This is a genomic window from Thioalkalivibrio sp. ALJ4, from assembly GCF_000377225.1.
GTDB lineage: Bacteria > Pseudomonadota > Gammaproteobacteria > Ectothiorhodospirales > Ectothiorhodospiraceae > Thioalkalivibrio.
In genome coordinates this window covers 317,403-335,168 of sequence record NZ_KB897919.1, presented here as the reverse complement: position 1 = coordinate 335,168, position 17,766 = coordinate 317,403, and the positions used below count along the sequence as shown (strand labels likewise).

General features: G+C 64.8%; 18 protein-coding genes. All 18 read left to right on the top strand.

Annotated elements, in window-relative coordinates:
- Positions 1-34 precede the first annotated feature (34 nt).
- The 18 genes from C936_RS0111090 (at position 35) to flhA (ending at position 17,711) form a co-directional block, all read left to right on the top strand.
- Positions 35-1,423, top strand: a complete 1,389-nt coding sequence (locus tag C936_RS0111090) for a sigma-54-dependent Fis family transcriptional regulator (RefSeq protein WP_018139218.1) — start codon at positions 35-37, stop codon at positions 1,421-1,423.
- Between the two features lie 185 nt (positions 1,424-1,608).
- Positions 1,609-2,982 (top strand): sigma-54-dependent Fis family transcriptional regulator, encoded by a 1,374-nt coding sequence (locus C936_RS0111085; protein WP_018862906.1) that lies wholly within the window; start codon positions 1,609-1,611, stop codon positions 2,980-2,982.
- Between the two features lie 121 nt (positions 2,983-3,103).
- Positions 3,104-3,433, top strand: a complete 330-nt coding sequence (fliE, locus tag C936_RS0111080) for a flagellar hook-basal body complex protein FliE (RefSeq protein ID WP_018139220.1) — start codon at positions 3,104-3,106, stop codon at positions 3,431-3,433.
- A 29-nt stretch (positions 3,434-3,462) separates the two neighbouring features.
- The gene (fliF, locus tag C936_RS0111075) at positions 3,463-5,121 is read left to right on the top strand and encodes a flagellar basal-body MS-ring/collar protein FliF (protein ID WP_018139221.1); all 1,659 of its coding nucleotides are present in this window, start codon (positions 3,463-3,465) and stop codon (positions 5,119-5,121) included.
- Positions 5,108-6,124 (top strand): flagellar motor switch protein FliG, encoded by a 1,017-nt coding sequence (fliG, locus tag C936_RS0111070; RefSeq protein WP_018139222.1) that lies wholly within the window; start codon positions 5,108-5,110, stop codon positions 6,122-6,124. Before fliF ends, fliG begins: the two co-directional genes overlap by 14 nt.
- Positions 6,121-6,822 (top strand): FliH/SctL family protein, encoded by a 702-nt coding sequence (locus C936_RS0111065; protein WP_018174304.1) that lies wholly within the window; start codon positions 6,121-6,123, stop codon positions 6,820-6,822. The genes fliG and C936_RS0111065 overlap by 4 nt, the downstream gene beginning before the upstream one ends.
- Complete coding sequence (locus tag C936_RS0111060) at positions 6,819-8,195, top strand: FliI/YscN family ATPase (protein ID WP_018174305.1); 1,377 nt, start codon at positions 6,819-6,821, stop codon at positions 8,193-8,195. The genes C936_RS0111065 and C936_RS0111060 overlap by 4 nt, the downstream gene beginning before the upstream one ends.
- A gap of 1 nt (position 8,196) precedes the next feature.
- Positions 8,197-8,649 (top strand): flagellar export protein FliJ, encoded by a 453-nt coding sequence (locus C936_RS0111055; RefSeq protein WP_026278837.1) that lies wholly within the window; start codon positions 8,197-8,199, stop codon positions 8,647-8,649.
- Positions 8,650-8,713: 64 nt separating this feature from the next.
- Positions 8,714-9,799: a flagellar hook-length control protein FliK gene (locus C936_RS0111050; protein WP_018174307.1), complete on the top strand. Its 1,086-nt coding sequence runs from the start codon at positions 8,714-8,716 to the stop codon at positions 9,797-9,799.
- A gap of 289 nt (positions 9,800-10,088) precedes the next feature.
- Complete coding sequence (gene fliL / locus C936_RS0111045) at positions 10,089-10,577, top strand: flagellar basal body-associated protein FliL (RefSeq protein ID WP_018174308.1); 489 nt, start codon at positions 10,089-10,091, stop codon at positions 10,575-10,577.
- 8 nt (positions 10,578-10,585) lie between these two features.
- Positions 10,586-11,560 (top strand): flagellar motor switch protein FliM, encoded by a 975-nt coding sequence (gene fliM, locus C936_RS0111040; protein ID WP_018174309.1) that lies wholly within the window; start codon positions 10,586-10,588, stop codon positions 11,558-11,560.
- A 12-nt stretch (positions 11,561-11,572) separates the two neighbouring features.
- Complete coding sequence (fliN, locus tag C936_RS0111035) at positions 11,573-12,172, top strand: flagellar motor switch protein FliN (RefSeq protein WP_018139229.1); 600 nt, start codon at positions 11,573-11,575, stop codon at positions 12,170-12,172.
- 3 nt (positions 12,173-12,175) lie between these two features.
- Entirely contained in the window at positions 12,176-12,619 is a 444-nt protein-coding gene (fliO, locus tag C936_RS0111030; RefSeq protein ID WP_018139230.1) for a flagellar biosynthetic protein FliO, read from the top strand.
- Positions 12,619-13,386 carry a flagellar type III secretion system pore protein FliP gene (gene fliP / locus C936_RS0111025; protein WP_018139231.1) on the top strand — a complete coding sequence of 256 codons (768 nt, stop codon included), beginning with the start codon at positions 12,619-12,621 and terminating at the stop codon, positions 13,384-13,386. The genes fliO and fliP overlap by 1 nt, the downstream gene beginning before the upstream one ends.
- 11 nt (positions 13,387-13,397) lie before the next feature.
- Positions 13,398-13,667: a flagellar biosynthesis protein FliQ gene (fliQ, locus tag C936_RS0111020; protein WP_012982568.1), complete on the top strand. Its 270-nt coding sequence runs from the start codon at positions 13,398-13,400 to the stop codon at positions 13,665-13,667.
- Positions 13,668-13,685: 18 nt separating this feature from the next.
- The gene (fliR, locus tag C936_RS0111015) at positions 13,686-14,447 is read left to right on the top strand and encodes a flagellar biosynthetic protein FliR (protein WP_018174310.1); all 762 of its coding nucleotides are present in this window, start codon (positions 13,686-13,688) and stop codon (positions 14,445-14,447) included.
- A 1-nt stretch (position 14,448) separates the two neighbouring features.
- On the top strand, positions 14,449-15,600 hold the full coding sequence (flhB, locus tag C936_RS0111010) for a flagellar biosynthesis protein FlhB (protein ID WP_018174311.1): 1,152 nt from the start codon (positions 14,449-14,451) through the stop codon (positions 15,598-15,600).
- Positions 15,600-17,711: a flagellar biosynthesis protein FlhA gene (gene flhA / locus C936_RS0111005; RefSeq protein WP_018174312.1), complete on the top strand. Its 2,112-nt coding sequence runs from the start codon at positions 15,600-15,602 to the stop codon at positions 17,709-17,711. Before flhB ends, flhA begins: the two co-directional genes overlap by 1 nt.
- The last annotated feature ends 55 nt before the right edge of the window (positions 17,712-17,766 follow it).

Genomic DNA, 17,766 nt, shown 5'->3' with positions numbered 1-17,766 from the left:
CATGAGTCAACTCAGTCTACGAGCGGTGGCCGGTATGACGGATCTGAATGGACGCAGCCAGGAACTACGGATTGCTCTCACCGGTGAACCAGGCGCTGCCCGCGACACGCAGGCGATTCTGTCCTGTCTCGGCTGTGAAACCGAATCCCATCAATCCCCCGAAGCCCTGATCGACCAGGGTTCCGACGCCGCAGCGGTGTGGTGGTGCGGCCCGGCCGCGGAGCTGGACCAGCGCCTGTTCGAGGGACTCAACGGGCAGACGACCGTGGTCGTGCAGCCCACCGATGGCGAGAAGGTCAGCGCCCCGGGTTCGGGTTGCGTGGTGGAGCACCCGTTGTCGATTGCCCAGGTGAGCCAGGTCTTGCAGTGGCTGCGGTACGGCCGCGAGCCCGGGCATGACGACATGCCGGGCCTGGTGGGGGTGCATCCGACGATGCTGGCGGTCAAGCGCCTGGTCGCACAGGTGGCCCGTACCGATGCCACGGCGCTGATTCTGGGCGAAACCGGGTCCGGCAAGGAGGTCATTGCGCGGGCGATCCACGCGGCCTCCGATCGTGCGGACAAGCCCTTCGTCGCCGTCAACTGCGGCGCAATCCCGGCGGATCTTCTCGAAAGCGAGTTGTTCGGGCACGAGAAAGGGGCCTTTACGGGTGCCTTCACCGCGCGTACGGGCCGCTTCGAACTGGCCGGCGACGGGACGCTGTTCCTCGACGAGATCGGGGACATGCCGTTGCCGATGCAGGTCAAGCTGCTGCGTGTCCTGCAGGAGCGCGTGTTCGAACGCGTTGGTTCCAACAAGTCGATCTCCACCAATGCACGGATCATCGCGGCCACGCATCGCAATCTGGATGACGCGGTGACCGAGGGCAGTTTCCGTCAGGATCTGTTCTTCCGGCTCAATGTATTCCCCATCGAGCTACCCCCGTTGCGCGAGCGTGCGAGTGACATCCCGTCCCTGGTGGCTGCGCTGGAGGATCGGTTGCGAGAGCAGGGTATGACTCCGGCCCACCTGACCCCGGCCGTGATGGCGCACCTGAGCCAGCTGCCGTGGAAGGGCAACATCCGCGAACTGGCAAACCTGCTCGAGCAGTTGGCCATCATGTATCCGGACCTGCCAGTGGACCTCGGGCAGCTCCCTCCGCGGGTCCGCCCGGAGGGCATCGAAGACCTGACCATGCCGCCGCAGAGCGATGCGAATGGACAGGCCGGCAGCGCGCCGAATGGGGCATTGGGTCTGGCCCGCGAGGGGTTGCCCCCGGAAGGCGTGGACCTGCGCGGCTATCTGAATGACCTGGAGCGCGAAATGATCGTCACGGCGCTGAACGAAACCGGGCAGGTCGTCGCCCGTGCGGCGCGCCGCCTCGGTATGCGCCGCACCACCCTGGTCGAGCGTATGCGCAAGTTCGGATTGGGCAAGGCCTGAGGTTCTGCCCCTTGGCCCAGCATCGTCGGGAAGCCGTCAGGTGGGGGCCGCGTTGATACCGGAACGCCCGACGAGGATTTGACGACGCGCATCCGGACCCCTTGTTAAGTACCTGTAGTTATTTCGTTTCTTCTTTCTGGCTTGGTTCTTGCTGGTTGCCTCCTGAACTTCCGAGGAACCGGTATATGTCCAGAGCGACCATTCTCCTAGTCGATGCGGAACCCGCGCTGCGCGAGGCGGTGGTCCGCGTATTGGCGACGATCCCGCGCGTGCGGCTGGAATCTTGCCGGAGCGAGGCGCTACCGGTCGCACTGGAGACGCATCGCCCTCGTGCGGTTTTGGTGGCGCGCAGGGATGCCCCGGGCCACTGGGCTGAGTTGGGGGCGCGGATGCCGGTCGCCGCGGTCGGGCACGACGCCACGCAGGACGCCGAGATCGGGGCCTTGCGTGAAGGCTTGGCCGCGCATTTCGCCCTTCCCGAGATGGCCGAGTCCATGGCTGAATGGCTGCGTTCGGTGGCCAGGCCGTCGCCAAGCATTGTGGTTCCACGGATGGTGGCGCAGAGCGCCTCAATGCAGTTGTTGGACGCCTTTGTCTCGAGGATCGCCGCAAGCCCGGCGACGGTATTCGTCACCGGCGAGTCAGGCGTTGGCAAGGAGGTGCTGGCCCGCCAGGTGCATGCCCGCTCACCACGTGCGAACGGCCCGTTCGAGGCCGTCAACTGCGCGGCACTGCCGGAGACGATGCTGGAGGCCCTGTTGTTCGGGCATGCGAAGGGGGCGTTTACCGGGGCACTGGAGGCGCGGCCCGGGAAGTTCGCCCAGGCCCACGGCGGGACGCTGTTGCTCGACGAGGTCACGGAGATCCCGGTGAACCTGCAGGCCAAGCTGCTACGGGTGCTGCAGGAACGCGAGGTAGAGCCACTGGGCGGCCGGCAGGCCCGCCGTGTGGACGTGCGGGTGATCGCGACCTCGAACCGTGACCTGCGCGAGGCACTGGCGGAAGGGGTGCTGCGCGACGACCTCTACTACCGCCTGAATGTCTTTCCTGTCTGGATCCCGCCCTTGCGCGAGCGTCCGGAGGATATCGTGCCGCTGGCGCGCACCCTGCTGCGCCGGTTGAGCAGCAATGCCTTGACCGATCTCGATGCGTCTGCCCGGAAACGGCTGGTCGAGCACGACTGGCCGGGCAATGTGCGCGAGCTCGCCAATGTGATGGAACGTGCGGTGACGCTGCACGATGCGGCGCGCGGACCCGTTATCGGTGTCGAAGCGATCTGGCTGGACCTGGACATGCTGATGCCCTGGGGCACGCACGAGTGTCGGCCATCGGACGCTTCGGACCCGGATGACCGCGACTCGGTCGACGAGAACTCGACGCCCATGCTGGAACAGACCCTGCAGACCCAGGAGAGTCGGGTGATTCTCAATGTCCTGCGCGAGTCAGGCGGGCGCCGCAAGGAGGCCGCGGAACGTCTGGGAATCAGCCCCAGAACATTGCGTTACAAGATTGCCCGGTTGCGGGAATCGGGCTTCGCGGTGCCTTCGTCGAGTCACTAGTGAGACCACTGGCACGGCCTTTGCTTCGTGCTGTTTCGACGCCAACAGGCCACATCGGGCATTGGCGCGAAGGGTAAGACACGCACACGTGGGCGTGGATGGCGAATAGGGGAGTCGAATCATGAGCGAGATGCAGATTCAGAACGTTCTGGCCCAGATGCGCCAGCTGACGCAGAGCTCGGGCGTGGAAGGCACCAATCCCGCGCAGCAGCCGGGCAAGGTCGGCGGGGCGGATTTCCAGAACGTGCTGCGCGACTCGCTGCGCGGGGTGAATGATGTTCAGCAGAGTGCGACCGATCTACAGACTCGCTTCGAGCTGGGCGACGAGAACGTCAGCCTGCCCCAGGTCATGGTGGCAATGAACAAGTCGAGCATCGCGTTCGAGGCCACGAACCAGGTACGCAACCGGCTCCTGAATGCGTATCAGGAAATCATGCGGATGCAGGTCTGATGCGCGGACCGCACGGAGAATAAGTACTCATGGCCGAGAACGCACAATCCCTGCCGACCGTAATCACGGGTGGTATCCGCGAGTTCAATGGCATGCCGGCGGGGCGTCAGCTTGCGCTTCTGGGCATGCTCGCCGGCGCGATCGTGGTGATCGTGGCGGTACTGTACTGGGCCTTCCGGCCGACGTATGTGCCGCTGTTTCCGCGCATGGAAAGCGAGGAGGCAGCGGAAGTCGTGCAGGCGCTGTCCCAGGCCGGTATTTCATACCAGGTGGACGCCACGACCGGACAAGTGAAGGTGCCCCAGGGGGATCTGGCCGAGGCGCGACTGCAGCTGGCATCGGAAGGCCTGCCGCGCTCGGGCGATGTGGGCTTCGAGCTGCTGCAGGAAGACACCGGGCTGGGTACCAGCCGTATGGTGGAGGGGGCGCGCTTTCATCGCGCGATGGAGGGCGAGCTGGCGCGCACCGTTGCGTCTCTGGACGCGGTCGAACGGGCACGCGTGCATATCGCGCAGGCCGAACAGTCGGTATTCGTGCGCGATCGCCGCCCGGCCACTGCCTCGGTGGTTGTTCATCTCCGGGGTGGTCGCTCGCTTTCCGAGTCGCAGGTGGCCGCGGTCGTGCATCTGGTGGCCTCCAGCACCTCGGAGCTCGAGGCGGAGCGGGTGACGGTGGTCGATCAGCGTGGCCGCCTGTTGACGCAGGACGGCGCCGATCGTGGCGGCATGGCCAGCAGTGACCGCCTGTCGTTCTCGCGCGAGGTCGAACAACGCTACGCCGAGCGCATCCACGATCTGCTGGCGCCGATCGTGGGTTCGGACAAGGTGCGCGTCCAGGTCAATGCCGATATCGATTTCTCGCAGGTGGAACGCACCGAGGAGCTCTACGATCCCGAGACCATCGCCCTGCGTTCGGAGCAGACGCGCGAGGACGAGCGCACCGGGATGGATGGTGGGCCGGCGGGAGTCCCCGGCGCCCTGACCAATCAGCCGCCGGAGGGCGGGGCGGTTGAGGGCGCTGAGGGTGAGGTGGCCCCGGCGCCGCTGCCGACGAGCCGCAGCGCCAACGTTACGCGTAACTACGAGGTCGATCGACGCATCAACCATATCCGCGAGGCGCCGGGCGGTATCCGCCGGGTGTCCACCGCGGTCGTGGTGGACTTCCGTGAGCAGCTGGGCGAGGACGGAGCCAGCGAGAGCGTGGCGCGCGATGCGGAGGAGCTGGAAAGGATCGAAGCGCTGGTGCGAGAAGCGGTTGGATTCTCGGAGGCCCGAGGCGATACGCTGAATGTCGTGACGGCGCCCTTTGAGGCCCCGGCGGAAGAAATGATCGAAGACGAGGTGCCGTTCTGGTCTCAGTCGTGGTTCCTCGAGATGGTCAAGATCGGCGCAGGCCTGTTGTTGGCGTTGATTCTGTTGCTCACGGTGGTTCGCCCGGCGCTCAAGCAGCTGATGGCAAGCCCGCCGCGTGATCCGCGGGCCGACCAGCAAAGGGCGCTGACGGACCAGTCGGACGAAGATAGTCCCGGTGCGCCGGCGGGCTCGCAGTCGGCCGTGGCCGCACTGACGGGCCCCAAGGGGCCCGATCAGCAGGAGATGGATCTCGAGGCGGTACGCGAGATGGTGCGCGAGGATCCGAAGCGCGTGGCGCAGGTAATGAAGACCTGGTTGGGTGATGATGGCCGTTGACAAGCAACCCAAGAAGCTCGATGGCGCGGAACGCGCCGCGGTGTTCATGATGAGTCTCGGCGAGGATGCCGCCGCCGAGGTCATGCGCCATATGGGGCCCAAAGAGGTCCAGAAGATCGGGACGGCGATGGCCTCGATGGACCGCATCTCGCGCGCGGATGTGGACTCCGCGCTGCACGAGTTTTCCGCGCATGTGCAGGAGCAAACGGCGCTCGGCGTGGGTGCGGACGAGTACGTTCGCAGCGTGCTGGAGAACGCCCTTGGCGAGAAGGCCTCGGGCGTCATCGACCGGATCCTGCTGGGGCGCAATTCCAAGGGGATCGAGGCCCTTAAGTGGCTGGACCCGCGCGCGATCGCCGACATGCTGCGTAACGAACACCCACAGATCGTCGCGATCGTCCTGTCGCACCTGGATTCCGATCAGGCATCGGACACGCTGCAATACCTGCCTACCCGCGTGCAGACGGACGTCGTGATGCGAATCGCGACGCTGGACGGCATCCAGCCGCAGGCGCTGCAGGAGCTGGATGAAATCCTCGATCGTCAGCTTTCGGGGAATGCCGCCAGCAAGACCTCGATGCTGGGTGGGGTTCGCACGGCGGCCAACATCATGAATCTGATGGAAGGGTCGCGCGAGGCCGAGATCATGGAATCCATCAAGGAGTCCGATTCGGACCTTGGCGGGCGGATCGAAGAAGAGATGTTCGTCTTCGAGAACCTGGTGGATATCGACGATCGCGGTATCCAGACCCTGTTGCGCGAGATCTCGACAGACTCGTTGGTGCTGGCCATGAAGGGCGCCGAAGAGGAGCTCCAGGACAAGATTTTCCGCAATATGTCGAAGCGTGCGGCCGAGATGCTGCGTGAGGATCTGGAGGCCAAGGGCCCGGTCCGCGTGAGCGAGGTCGAGGCGGCGCAGAAGGAGATCCTGGCGGTGGCCCGTCGCCTCGCCGAGAACGGCGAGATCGTGCTCGGCGGGCAGGGTAGCGAGGCGATGTTGTGACATCCCGTCCCGGCGCCCAGGTGCGGGTCCATGACCCCGACGCGTCGGTTTGGGAACCGCCAGAGATTGGCGATGAAGGCCTGCGGCCGCCCCGACGACTGCCCACGGCCGCCGAGATCGAGGCGATCGAGGAACAGGCACGTCAGAATGGCTTCGAGGCCGGATACGCCGAAGGCCACGAGGTCGGGAAACAGGAGGCCGAGAAGGCCGCGCGGGCAAAGTCGGACAAGCAGCTGCGCGAGACGGTCGCCAGACTGGAGTCATTGGCGGGTGGGCTGACCGACCCGTTGGCCGAAGCAGCCGACCAGCTGGAGCCGGAGCTGTTGGCGTTGACCGTCGCCCTGGCCCGCAAAGTGCTGTCTGCCGAGCTGGAGACCCGACCGGAACTGATCGAACAGGTATTGCATCAGGCCTTGGCACAACTGCCTGGGCGGAATCAGGAAGTGCGGGTGCATGTGCACCCGGATGACCGCAACCTGCTGGAAGAGTATGTCCAGTCGCTGGATACGCGGGTGCGCTGGGTCGCGGATACGAACCTTGTTCGGGGTGGCTGCCGCGTCGAGTCGGGCGCGGCGTCTGTGGACGCCTCGCTGGAGCGCCGCCTGCAACAGGCGGTCGAGGCGGTCTGGGGCGATCTGGCTGAGCCTGCCCGTTCGACGGCGCCCGAGGATGCTTCGGTATCGGGGGACGATTCATGAGCTCGCCCCTCGATACCCTGCGCAAGCGTGGGCAAGAGCAACTGACCACCGGGCTTCTGGATCGTCTGCAGCAGTCGCGTGGCCGGCTGGAGCGCGTGCAACCGCCACAGTCCGAAGGCCGCCTGTCGCGGCTGACGGGCCTGACCTTCGAGGCCGAGGGGTTGCGCCTTCCGATGGGTGGCCGGGCGCTGATCCACGGCGAGAATGGCGCGGCCGTCCCGGCCGAGGTGGTGGGGTTCCAGAACGACCGCACCTTTCTGATGCCGGAGGAGCTTGCCTCGGGCCTGACGCCCGGTGCGCGCATCGAACCACTCGATATCCAACGCGAGATCCCGGTCGGGGACGCGCTGCTCGGGCGCGTGATCGATGCCAATGGCCAGCCGCTGGATGGCAAAGGGCCCTTGCGCGCGCGTGACCACAGTCCGCTGTCGGGGCGGCCGATCAACCCGCTACAGCGGGCTCCGGTGCGGGAACCGCTGGATGTCGGGATTCGCTCGATCAACGGCCTTCTGTCGGTCGGCCGTGGGCAGCGGCTGGGCCTGTTCGCCGGGTCCGGTGTCGGGAAGAGCGTTCTGCTCGGGATGATGACACGCAACACTGATGCCGATGTGATCGTGGTCGGGCTGATCGGTGAGCGTGGGCGCGAAGTAAATGAATTTATCCACGAGATCCTGGATGAGGAGTCACGCCAGCGCACCGTGGTCGTGGCAGTGCCCGCCGACCAGTCGCCGCTGCTTCGCCAGCACGGGGCCTGGGTAGCCACCACGGTGGCGGAGTCGTTCCGCGACCGGGGGCTCAATGTACTGCTGTTGATGGATTCGCTCACGCGTTTTGCCCAGGGGGCGCGCGAGATCGCGATGGCGATTGGCGAGCCACCGGCCTCGAAGGGCTACGCCGCCTCGGTGTTCGCGCGTCTGCCGCAACTGGTGGAGCGGGCCGGCAACGGGGATGTGGGCGGTGGTTCGATCACGGCGTTCTATACGGTGCTCGCCGAGGGCGATGACCAGAACGACCCGATTGTGGATGCGGCGCGTGCGATCCTCGACGGGCACGTGGTCCTGTCGCGCGAGATCGCGGAGACCGGACGCTATCCCGCGATCGACGTGTCGGCGTCGGTCTCGCGAGTGATGAGCGCGCTGATCACGCCGGAGCACGAGCAGGCGGCCCGGCGATTCCGGGATCTCGCCTCGACCTACATGCGCAACCGCGACCTGATCGCCGTGGGCGCCTACCGCAGGGGAGCGGATCCGCATCTGGATGAAGCGGTGGCGATGCACGAGCGGCTGGAGGCCTACCTTGGGCAGGGTCGCGACGAGGCGGTCGGGTTTGATCAGGCCCGCGACGAACTGCTGGCCTTGATCGGGGGCGCCTGAAATGGATTCTCGGCGCTTGGACCGTCTTCTGCGTCTGCGACGCGTTGAAGAGAGTGAAGCCACGCGTCAACTGGGGGCGCGGTTGCAGCAACTGGACGCGGTCGAGACCCAGCGGACCCAGCTGGAGGGCTATCAGCTCGAGTATCTCCGGGCGCCACTGCCCGATGACACGAATCAGCTCAAGTGGCTTTCCGGGATGCGGGATCAGCTGCGGCATGCACTGGAACAGCAAGACCTTCGCGCGCAGGCCGCAGGCGCCCAGGCGGAGCAGGCACGCCAGGAGTGGCTGCTCCGCCACCGGGCGGTGATGTCCCTGGAAAAGCTCCTGGAGCGCCGCATTGCAGAACAGGAGCGGGAGGCCGATCGCCGTCGCCAGCATGAGCAGGACATGTGGGCGACACGGCAGGTGCACACGCGCACGCAGGAGACGAACAACGACTGGCAAGAATCTTGAATGAGCTGACCAGGAATGCCCATCAAAGGCGTACGAGCCGGGCAATGACTCAGAGGATCCATTGATGATCGCGACAGGCAATGCCGGCCAGGGGATGATGCCGCTGCTGCAGTTGTTGGGGGGTGGCAGTGACCTCAAGGACCTTCAGGCGCTCGAAGGCCTCGAAGGGTTGAAGGACCTGAAAACCGCAGAAGGCGAGGGTTTCCTCGATATTCTTCAGCCGCAGCTCGAGGCGCTGCTGGCCGATCTGGGCGTGGGTGAAGAGGAGCTTGAAGGGCTCGATCTGGAGGGCATGCTGGCCCGCTTGCAAGCCCTGATGGACGGAGGCGAACTGGCCGTCGAGGTGGAATCGGGCGGCAAGGATTTGCCGCTGGCCGCGCTCATGACGGCAGTGGATGATCGCCCCGGTCCGTCCGTTGCACGTATGGAGCGCGGCGAAGGCAACGGTGGCGCGCGCGAGATCAAGCCGTTGCCTGCAGCGGTCATGCGGCTGTTCCTCGAGTCCAGCCAGGGCTCGGCTGCTTCAGGCGGCGGGGCGGGCACCGAGCTGCTCGGTCCGAACAGCCGCCTTTCGCGCGAGAATGTTCTGGAGCTGCTGGCGCAATGGATGTCCCAGGGGACTGATACGCAAAGGGCGCAGGGACGCGCGGAACCTCTGGCCGGCATTCTGCCGGCGCATGTACAGGCTGCGGAAGGCAGCGAGGGTTCACGCAGCTCGTTGCGCCTGGACCTGGCTCGGCTGCTGCAGCCGGGTGGCGAGCGCGAGCTGACGGACCAGATCCGCATGCTGGCGCGTGCCCAGGGCGGCCGTACCGAGATCAAGCTGCACCCGCCGCAGCTGGGGACACTCGATGTCCGCCTGAACGTGGACGGTGATCGAGCCACCGTCCAGTTCATCAGTGCAAATCCGGTGACCCGCGAGGTTCTGGAGGCGGCGATGCCTCGGCTGCGCGAGAGTCTTGCCCAGAGCGGCCTTACGCTCGAGGATGCGACCGTGTCCGATCAGGCGGCCGAAGAGCGTGAAGGTCAGCAGGAATTGGCTGACGGGCAGCGGGCCGGGCGCGAGGCTGATGAGTCCGAAGCCGAAGGCGAGCAGGCTACGGGTAGCACCCTTTCGATTCTGAACCGCCGACTTGACCTCTTCGCCTGAGTAAGTCCGTTTGCAAAAGACCGGGTGCGTAAACCCGCCCGGTCGTTCCCATCCCCGGTTTGTGTGCCGCCAAGATCCCGTCTTCTGCCGGGTTCGGGGCGGCTGAATCTTGACGATCCCCTTGTTCTTTCCCGGTTGCACCCCTCCAGAGTTCTCTTTTCCCCTTCTTAAGTGTCGGAAAATATTACGTAAACCAATCTTGGCACTGCCTTTGCTATGAGTTCAGGCAATAGTCAGCGCGATCCCGTGCCGTCAACATGGACGGATTCACGAATCTCGAGGGTAGGAAATGGCGGAGAAAGAAGTCGAACTGGGTGAAGAAGGCGCCGGCAAAAAGGGCAAGAAAGGGCTGCTCTGGATTGTCATTTTACTGGTGCTCGTGTTCGCCGGGGCCGGCGCGGCGGCTGCGTGGTTTTTCTTGTCCGGCGGTGGCGAGGAAGAGACCGGCGAAGAAGGCCCTGCCGAGCGCCACTATCACGGACTGGAGCCGATGACCGTGAACATTGATGGGCCCGGACGCATTCGCTATCTCCGGCTCGAGCTAAGCGTCGTGACAACCGACCCCGAGGTGATTGCAGCGCTGGAGCGGCATATGCCGGCCGTTCGCAACGATGTGCTGGGCCTGCTTGGAGAGAAACACTACGACGACCTCAATACGCGTGACGGGAAGGAATCGCTCGCCGAGGAGCTGCGCGAGGCGATCGCCGAGATCCTTGAGGAGCGGGACGCACCACATGATGTGGAAGCGGTGCGCTTTAACGAACTGGTCATGCAGTAGGCAGAACCATGGCGCAAACGGACATCCTCAGCCAGGACGAGATCGACGCCCTCCTTCATGGGGTCGATGACGGCGATATCGAAACGGATGACCCGTTTCCGAATGACGGAGAGGCCCGCGAGTTCAACTTCGCGACGCAGGATCGGATCGTGCGTGGGCGGATGCCCACGCTGGAGATGATCAACGAGCGCTTTGCACGACACCTCCGGGTACGCCTGTTCAATATGCTGCGTCGCTCTGCGGAGCTCTCCGTGGTCGGCACTCGGGTCTCGAAGTTCTCGGAGTACATGCACTCCTTGTTCGTGCCGACCAGCCTGAACCTGGTGCGGGCGCATCCGCTGCACGGGACTGGTCTGTTCGTGTTCGACCCGAAGCTGGTGTTCATCCTGGTCGACAACTTCTTTGGTGGCGACGGTCGCTACCACACGCGCATCGAGGGACGGGATTTCACGCCGATGGAGATGCGCGTGGTCCACGGCATCCTCGAAGGCGCATTCGAGGACATGGTCAAGGCCTGGCAGCCGGTGATGGATCTGCGCTTCGAGTTCCTGAACTCGGAGGTGAACCCGCAGTTCGCCAATATCGTCTCGCCCACCGAGATCGTCGTGATCAGCGAGTTCCATATCGAGCTCGATGGTGGCGGCGGCAATCTGCATTTCACCTTGCCGTACTCGATGATCGAGCCGATCCGCGAGCAGCTGGATACCGGGCTGCAATCGGACCGGTCCGACGTGGATCAACGCTGGATGAAGGCGCTGGAAGAAGAGATTCAGGACGCGGAAGTCGAGGTGAGCTCCACCCTGACCGAGACCGAAGTGACGGTGCAGGAGCTGCTCGACATCCAGCCGGGCGACATCATCCCGATCAATCTCCCCGATACCGTTACCTTGAGAGTCGAAGATATCCCGCTGTTTCGTGGGAAGTTTGGCGTATCCGATGGCAAGAATGCGATCCAGGTGACGGATCGCATTATCAAGCGATAGAGGGCTGCACCCATGGCAGACACCGAAGACAACAAGAAAGACGACGAGAGCCTGGCTTCCAGTGAGGACAGTGACGTGACCACGGAGGCAGCCGAAGGGGAATCCGAAGAGGACCAGGACGCCCTGGCGGACGAATGGGCCGCAGCGCTGGCCGAGCAGAAGGACACCGACGGTGAGCCGGCCGCCGATCCGGACGAGCTGTTGAATCAGGCCCAGGCCAGCAGTAGCGGAAGTGAATCGGCCGATCCCCTGATGGGAGCGGAGAAAAGGGAGCGCAAGCACAAGCCCGATCCGGAGGCCGAACCTCTGAAGCCGGAGGAACTGGCGGCGTCGGCCGGCATGTCGGCCGAGGACATTAATCTGCAGATGGTGCTGGATGTGCCGGTCACCATCTCGATGGAGATCGGTCGCAGCCGCATCCCCATTCGCAATCTGCTGCAGTTGAACCAGGGGTCGGTGGTGGAGCTCGACCGACTCGCGGGGGAGGCGTTGGATGTGCTCGTGAACGGGACGCTCATCGCGCATGGCGAGGTGGTCGTGGTCAACGAGAAGTTCGGCATACGGCTGACTGACGTGATCAGCCCCAGTGAACGCATTCGCAAGCTCAAGTAACTGATGAAACTACGATTTGCACATTGGCTGGCAGTCCTCGGACTGACCGGCACAGGGGGGCTCTGGCCTGCGATTGGCCTCGCCGAGGAGGCGAACGGCGGGATCTCGGCCGCCGCCCACCTGACGCAGATGATCGGCGGGCTGGTCATCGTGATCATCGCGATCGTCGTTCTGGGCTGGATTCTTCGCCGGACACAGGGTGGCCTGAGCCGGGGTTCGCAGACCATCGAGCTGGTGGCGGTGCGCTCGGTGGGGACGCGCGAGCGCCTGATGCTGGTCCAGGTAGGGGAGGAGCAGGTCCTGATCGGGGTCGCACCCTCGGGGATGCGGACCCTGCACACGCTGCGGGAGCCGGTCAGCGTCGAGGAGGCAACGACGCCTGACTTCTCCAGTGCGCTGCGCCGAGCCGTCTCGGGTCGGCGCGAGGCGGGAGGCGAGCGGTCGTGATGGCGGGTCGGCTCAGGTACCTGCCGCGCGCCGTTCTGGCGCTGGCGCTGTTGCTGCTTCCGGGGCTGGCCTGGGGTCAGTTCGGCGGCGAGGGGATCGAGGCGCTGACGGTGACCACCGACGGCGAGGGCGGCGAGACCTATTCCGTCACCCTGCAGATCCTGCTGCTGATGACGCTGCTGACGTTGTTGCCGGCGGCGCTGATCATGATGACGGCATTTACCCGCATCCTCGTGGTGCTGGCGATCCTGCGCCAGGGGCTGGGGACGACGCAGACCCCCTCGAACCAGATCCTCATTGGCCTGGCGTTCTTCCTCACCCTGTTCGTGATGGCACCCGTATTCGACGAGATCTACGAGAGCGCCGTGGTCCCGTACATGAACGAGGAGATGGGGACCGAAGAAGTCCTGCAGGCCGGTGTGCAGCCCCTTCGCGAGTTCATGCTCGCGCACACCCGCGAGAGCGATATCCGCATGTTTGCCGAGATCAACGGCATCGACGGATTCGATGACGCTGATGACATCCCGTTGCGCCTGCTGGTGCCGGCTTTCGTAACCAGCGAACTGAAGACGGCCTTCCAGATCGGATTCCTGATCCTGATTCCGTTCCTGATTATCGACCTGGTGGTGGCGTCCGTCCTGATGTCGATGGGGATGGTCATGCTGTCGCCGCTGATCATCTCGCTGCCGTTCAAGGTGATGCTGTTCGTCCTCGTCGATGGCTGGGCGCTGATGATGAACACGCTTGCCACCAGCTTCTTCGTTTAGGGGGATACGCGATGACACCCGAAATGGTGGTTGATGTCGGGCGCGAGACGCTCACGGTCGTGGTCCTGCTGGCCGCGCCGCCGCTGCTGACGGCCCTGGCCGTGGGCCTGGCGATCGGGATGCTGCAGGCCGCGACCCAGATCCAGGAGATGACGCTGTCCTTCATCCCCAAGCTGCTGGCGATGTTTGCCGCCTTGCTGATCTCCGGGCACTGGATGCTGGCGCTGATCATCGAATACACGGAGCGACTCTATGATGCCGCGCCGGGCATGGTGGGGTAGGCAGCCGTGAACCTCGCCATGGAGCAGATCCTCGTGTGGGTGGGGGCGGTCATGTGGCCGTTTGCCCGCATTGGGGCGATGCTCCTGGTGATGCCGGTGTTCGGCGGTGATCAGCTCACCGCGACGGTGCGCATCCTGTTTGCCCTGGTGCTGGCGATCTTCGTGGCCATGCAGGGGCCGGCGCTGCCGGCGGTGGACCCGATCAGCATCGAGGGGGTAGTGGTGACCGTGCACCAGATCCTGATCGGTCTGGTGATGGGCTTCATCCTGCAGATGGTCTTTTCCGCACTGACGCAGGCCGGCGAGGTGATCGCACTGTCGATGGGTCTTGGTTTCGCCTCGATCGTGGATCCGGCACAGGGCGTGCAGGTGCCGGTGGTCTCCACGATCTTCGTGATCATGGCCACGTTGATCTTCCTGGCAATGAATGGGCATCTGATCGCGCTCGAGCTGCTTCTGACCAGCTTCGAGACGCTGCCGGTCGCCCCCTCGGGGCTGGATGCCGAGGCGCTGGCGTCGCTGATCGCGTTTGGCAGTGTCATGTTCCAGGGGGCCGTGCTGGTTGCGATCCCGGCGGTGGCCTCGCTGCTGCTGGTCAACCTGTCGATGGGGGTGATTACCCGGGCCTCGCCGCAGCTGAACATCTTCGCGGTGGGCTTTCCGATGATGATCCTGATGGGCTTCATCCTGCTGATGCTGACCATGCCCGGGTTGCCGGAGCGGCTTGGGGATCTGTTGTTCGAAGGTTTTGGCCTGATGCAAGCGATGCTGGGGTTCTAGGATGGCCGAGAACGAGAGCGGACAAGAGAAAACCGAACAGCCGACTCCGAAACGCCTGCGCGAGGCGAAGGAGAAGGGTCAGGTCCCGCGTTCGCGGGAGCTGTCGACCTTCCTCGTACTGATGGCGGCCGGCGGGTTCATGACGTTCTTCGGGCCGACGATGGGCGGGCAGCTGGCCGAACAGACGGCCGGGCGCTTCGACATCGAGCGTGATCTGGCCTATGACAGCTCGCTGCTGCTGCCGTATCTGTCGGAACAGATCTTCATGACGTTGCGCACGCTGCTGCCGCTTTTTGGCGTGCTGATGGTCGCGGCGGTACTGGCGCCCATCCTGATCGGCGGCGCCAACTTCTCCTGGCAGGCGGCGAAACCCAAGGCCTCCAAGCTGAACCCGCTCAAGGGTCTCAAGCGCATTTTTTCGTGGCAGGGTTTGATGGAGTTTGGCAAGACCTTCGCCAAGTTCGTGCTCATCGCGGGTGTCGCGATGTCGGTGTTGTGGACCTTTTCGGATCGCCTGCTGATGCTCGGCTACGAGCCCCTTGAGCAAGCGATCGCGCACGCGGCGCAGCTGGCGCTGGGGACGTTCGTGGCGGTCTCGGCCGCACTGATCCTGGTGGCCGCGATCGACGCGCCGTTTCAGATGTGGAACCACCAGAAGCAGCTGCGCATGACGCGCCAGGAGCTGAAGGACGAGTACAAGGAGACCGACGGCAAGCCGGAGGTCAAGCAGAAGATCCGGCAGCTGCAGCAGGAGATGGCGCAGCGCCGGATGATGGAGGAAGTCCCGAAGGCCGACGTGGTCATCACCAACCCGACCCACTACGCGGTAGCGATTACCTACGAGGCCTCGCGCATGGCTGCGCCGAAGCTCGTGGCGAAGGGCGTGGACGAGGTCGCGGCGTCGATCCGCGCGGTCGCGGACGAACACAAAATCATTCGCGTCGAGGCACCCCGGGTGGCGCGTGCAATCTACTTCACCACGGACCTGAACCAGGAGATCCCGAACGGGCTGTTCGTCGCAGTCGCGCGCATCCTCGCCTACGTCTATCAGCTGAAGCGCGCGGATGCAGACGTCGCGATGCCGGATGACCTGCCGGTGCCGGAAGACTATCTCGATCCGCAGCAGCCGCGCGGCCGTCGGAGGAACCGCTAATGGCCTTCTTCGACCGCCTGGGGACTGTCGGCAAGTGGGGCCTGGGGGCGCCGATCCTGCTGATCGCGATGCTCTCGATGATGGTGCTGCCGCTGCCGCCCATCGCCCTGGACGTCCTGTTCACCTTCAACATCGCGCTGTCGCTGGTCGTGATCATGGTCGCGGTCTACACGCCGCGGCCGCTGGAGTTCGCAGTCTTCCCGACCGTGCTGCTGGTCGCCACATTGCTGCGCCTGGCGCTGAACGTGGCCTCCACGCGCGTGATCCTGCTGGAGGGGCATACCGGCACTGACGCCGCGGGCCAGGTCATCCAGGCCTTTGGCGATTTCGTCGTGGGCGGCAACTACACCGTCGGTCTGGTGGTGTTCGCCATCCTGATCATCATCAACTTCGTGGTGGTGACCAAGGGCGCGGGGCGTGTCTCCGAGGTCAGCGCCCGGTTCACCCTGGATTCCATGCCGGGCAAGCAGATGGCGATCGACGCCGACCTGAATGCCGGAATTCTGACCCAGGAAGAGGCGCGCAAGCGCCGCGAGGAGATCGCCAGCGAGGCGGACTTCTACGGCTCGATGGACGGTGCCTCGAAGTTCGTGCGCGGGGACGCAATCGCCGGGATTCTCATCCTGTTCGTGAACATCATTGGCGGCCTGACCATCGGCACGCTGCAGCACGGCATGTCGATGGGCGACGCCGCGACGAACTACGTGCTGCTGACCATTGGCGATGGTCTGGTCGCGCAGATCCCGTCGCTGGTGCTGTCCTCGGCCACCGCGATCATCGTGACCCGTGTCTCCAGCACCCAGGACATGGGCCAGCAGGTGTTCGGGCAGATGTTCTCGAACCCGCGCGTGCTGTACGTGGCAGGTGGCGTGATCGCCGCGCTGGGGCTGGTGCCGGGTATGCCCAATGCCGTGTTCCTGGGTCTCGCCTCGCTGGCCATTGGCTCGGCCTACCTGATGCAGCGGCGCGAGCGCGAGCAGGCCGTGGATGTGGAGCGCGTGCCTGACGAAGCGGCGGACACCAGTCCGGAAAATCGCGATCTCACCTGGGACGACGTGCCGCCGATCGACCTCGTCTCCCTGGAAGTCGGCTATCGTCTGATCCCGCTGGTGGATCGCACTCAGGACGGTCAGCTGATGGGTCGGATCAAGGGTGTGCGCCGCAAGCTCTCCCAGGAGCTGGGGTTCCTGCTGCAACCGGTCCATATCCGCGACAACCTGGAACTGAGTCCGAATGCCTATCGCATCTCCCTGCTGGGTGTCACGGTGGCGGAGGCCGAGGTCTTCCCCGATCGCGAGCTGGCGATCAATCCGGGCGAGGTGTTCGGCACCGTTCCGGGCACGCCGACCAAGGATCCGACCTTCAATCTGGACGCCTTGTGGATCGATCCGGCGGATCGCGATCAGGCGCAGGGCGCCGGCTACACCGTGGTCGACTGTTCCACCGTGATCGCCACGCATCTGTCGCAGGTCTTCCGCGAGAACGCCCATCGCCTGATTGGTCACGAAGAGGCCCAGCATCTGCTGGACCAGCTGGCACGGCATTCGCCGAAGCTGGTCGAGAATCTGGTGCCGAAGACACTCTCGCTGTCGGTAATCCTGAAGGTCCTGCAGAACCTGCTGGCCGAGCAGGTCTCGATCCGCGACCTGCGCACGATCGCCGAAACCCTGGCAGAGGAGGGCGTGAAGAGTCAGGATCCCGGCGTTTTGACCGCGGCCGTGCGTGTCTCGCTGTCGCGCTCGATCGTGCAGGACCTTGTGGGACCGGACGATGAGCTGCCATTGATCGCGCTCGATCCCTCGTTGGAACAGCTTTTGCATAAGTCTCTTCAGGGCAGTAATGGCGAGACCGTGGGGCTGGAACCGGGCCTGGCGGAACGCCTGCAGCGGTCGGTGTCCGAGGCGGCCCAGCGCCAGGAAGCCAGCGGGCAGCCGGCCATCCTGGTGGTGGCCCCGGAGATCCGCTCCTGGATTGCCGGGTGGCTCCGCGGAGCCGTGCGCAGCCTGGCGGTGCTGGCCTTTACCGAGATCCCCGATAACCGGCGGATCCGCGTGGTGGCCACGGTGGGCCAGGAAGACTCGGCCCGGCAGGCAACGCCCACAGGTGCCTGAGACGAACAGTAGCGATCGGATACGAGAGGGAAACACTGATCAGTGTTTTCCTTGA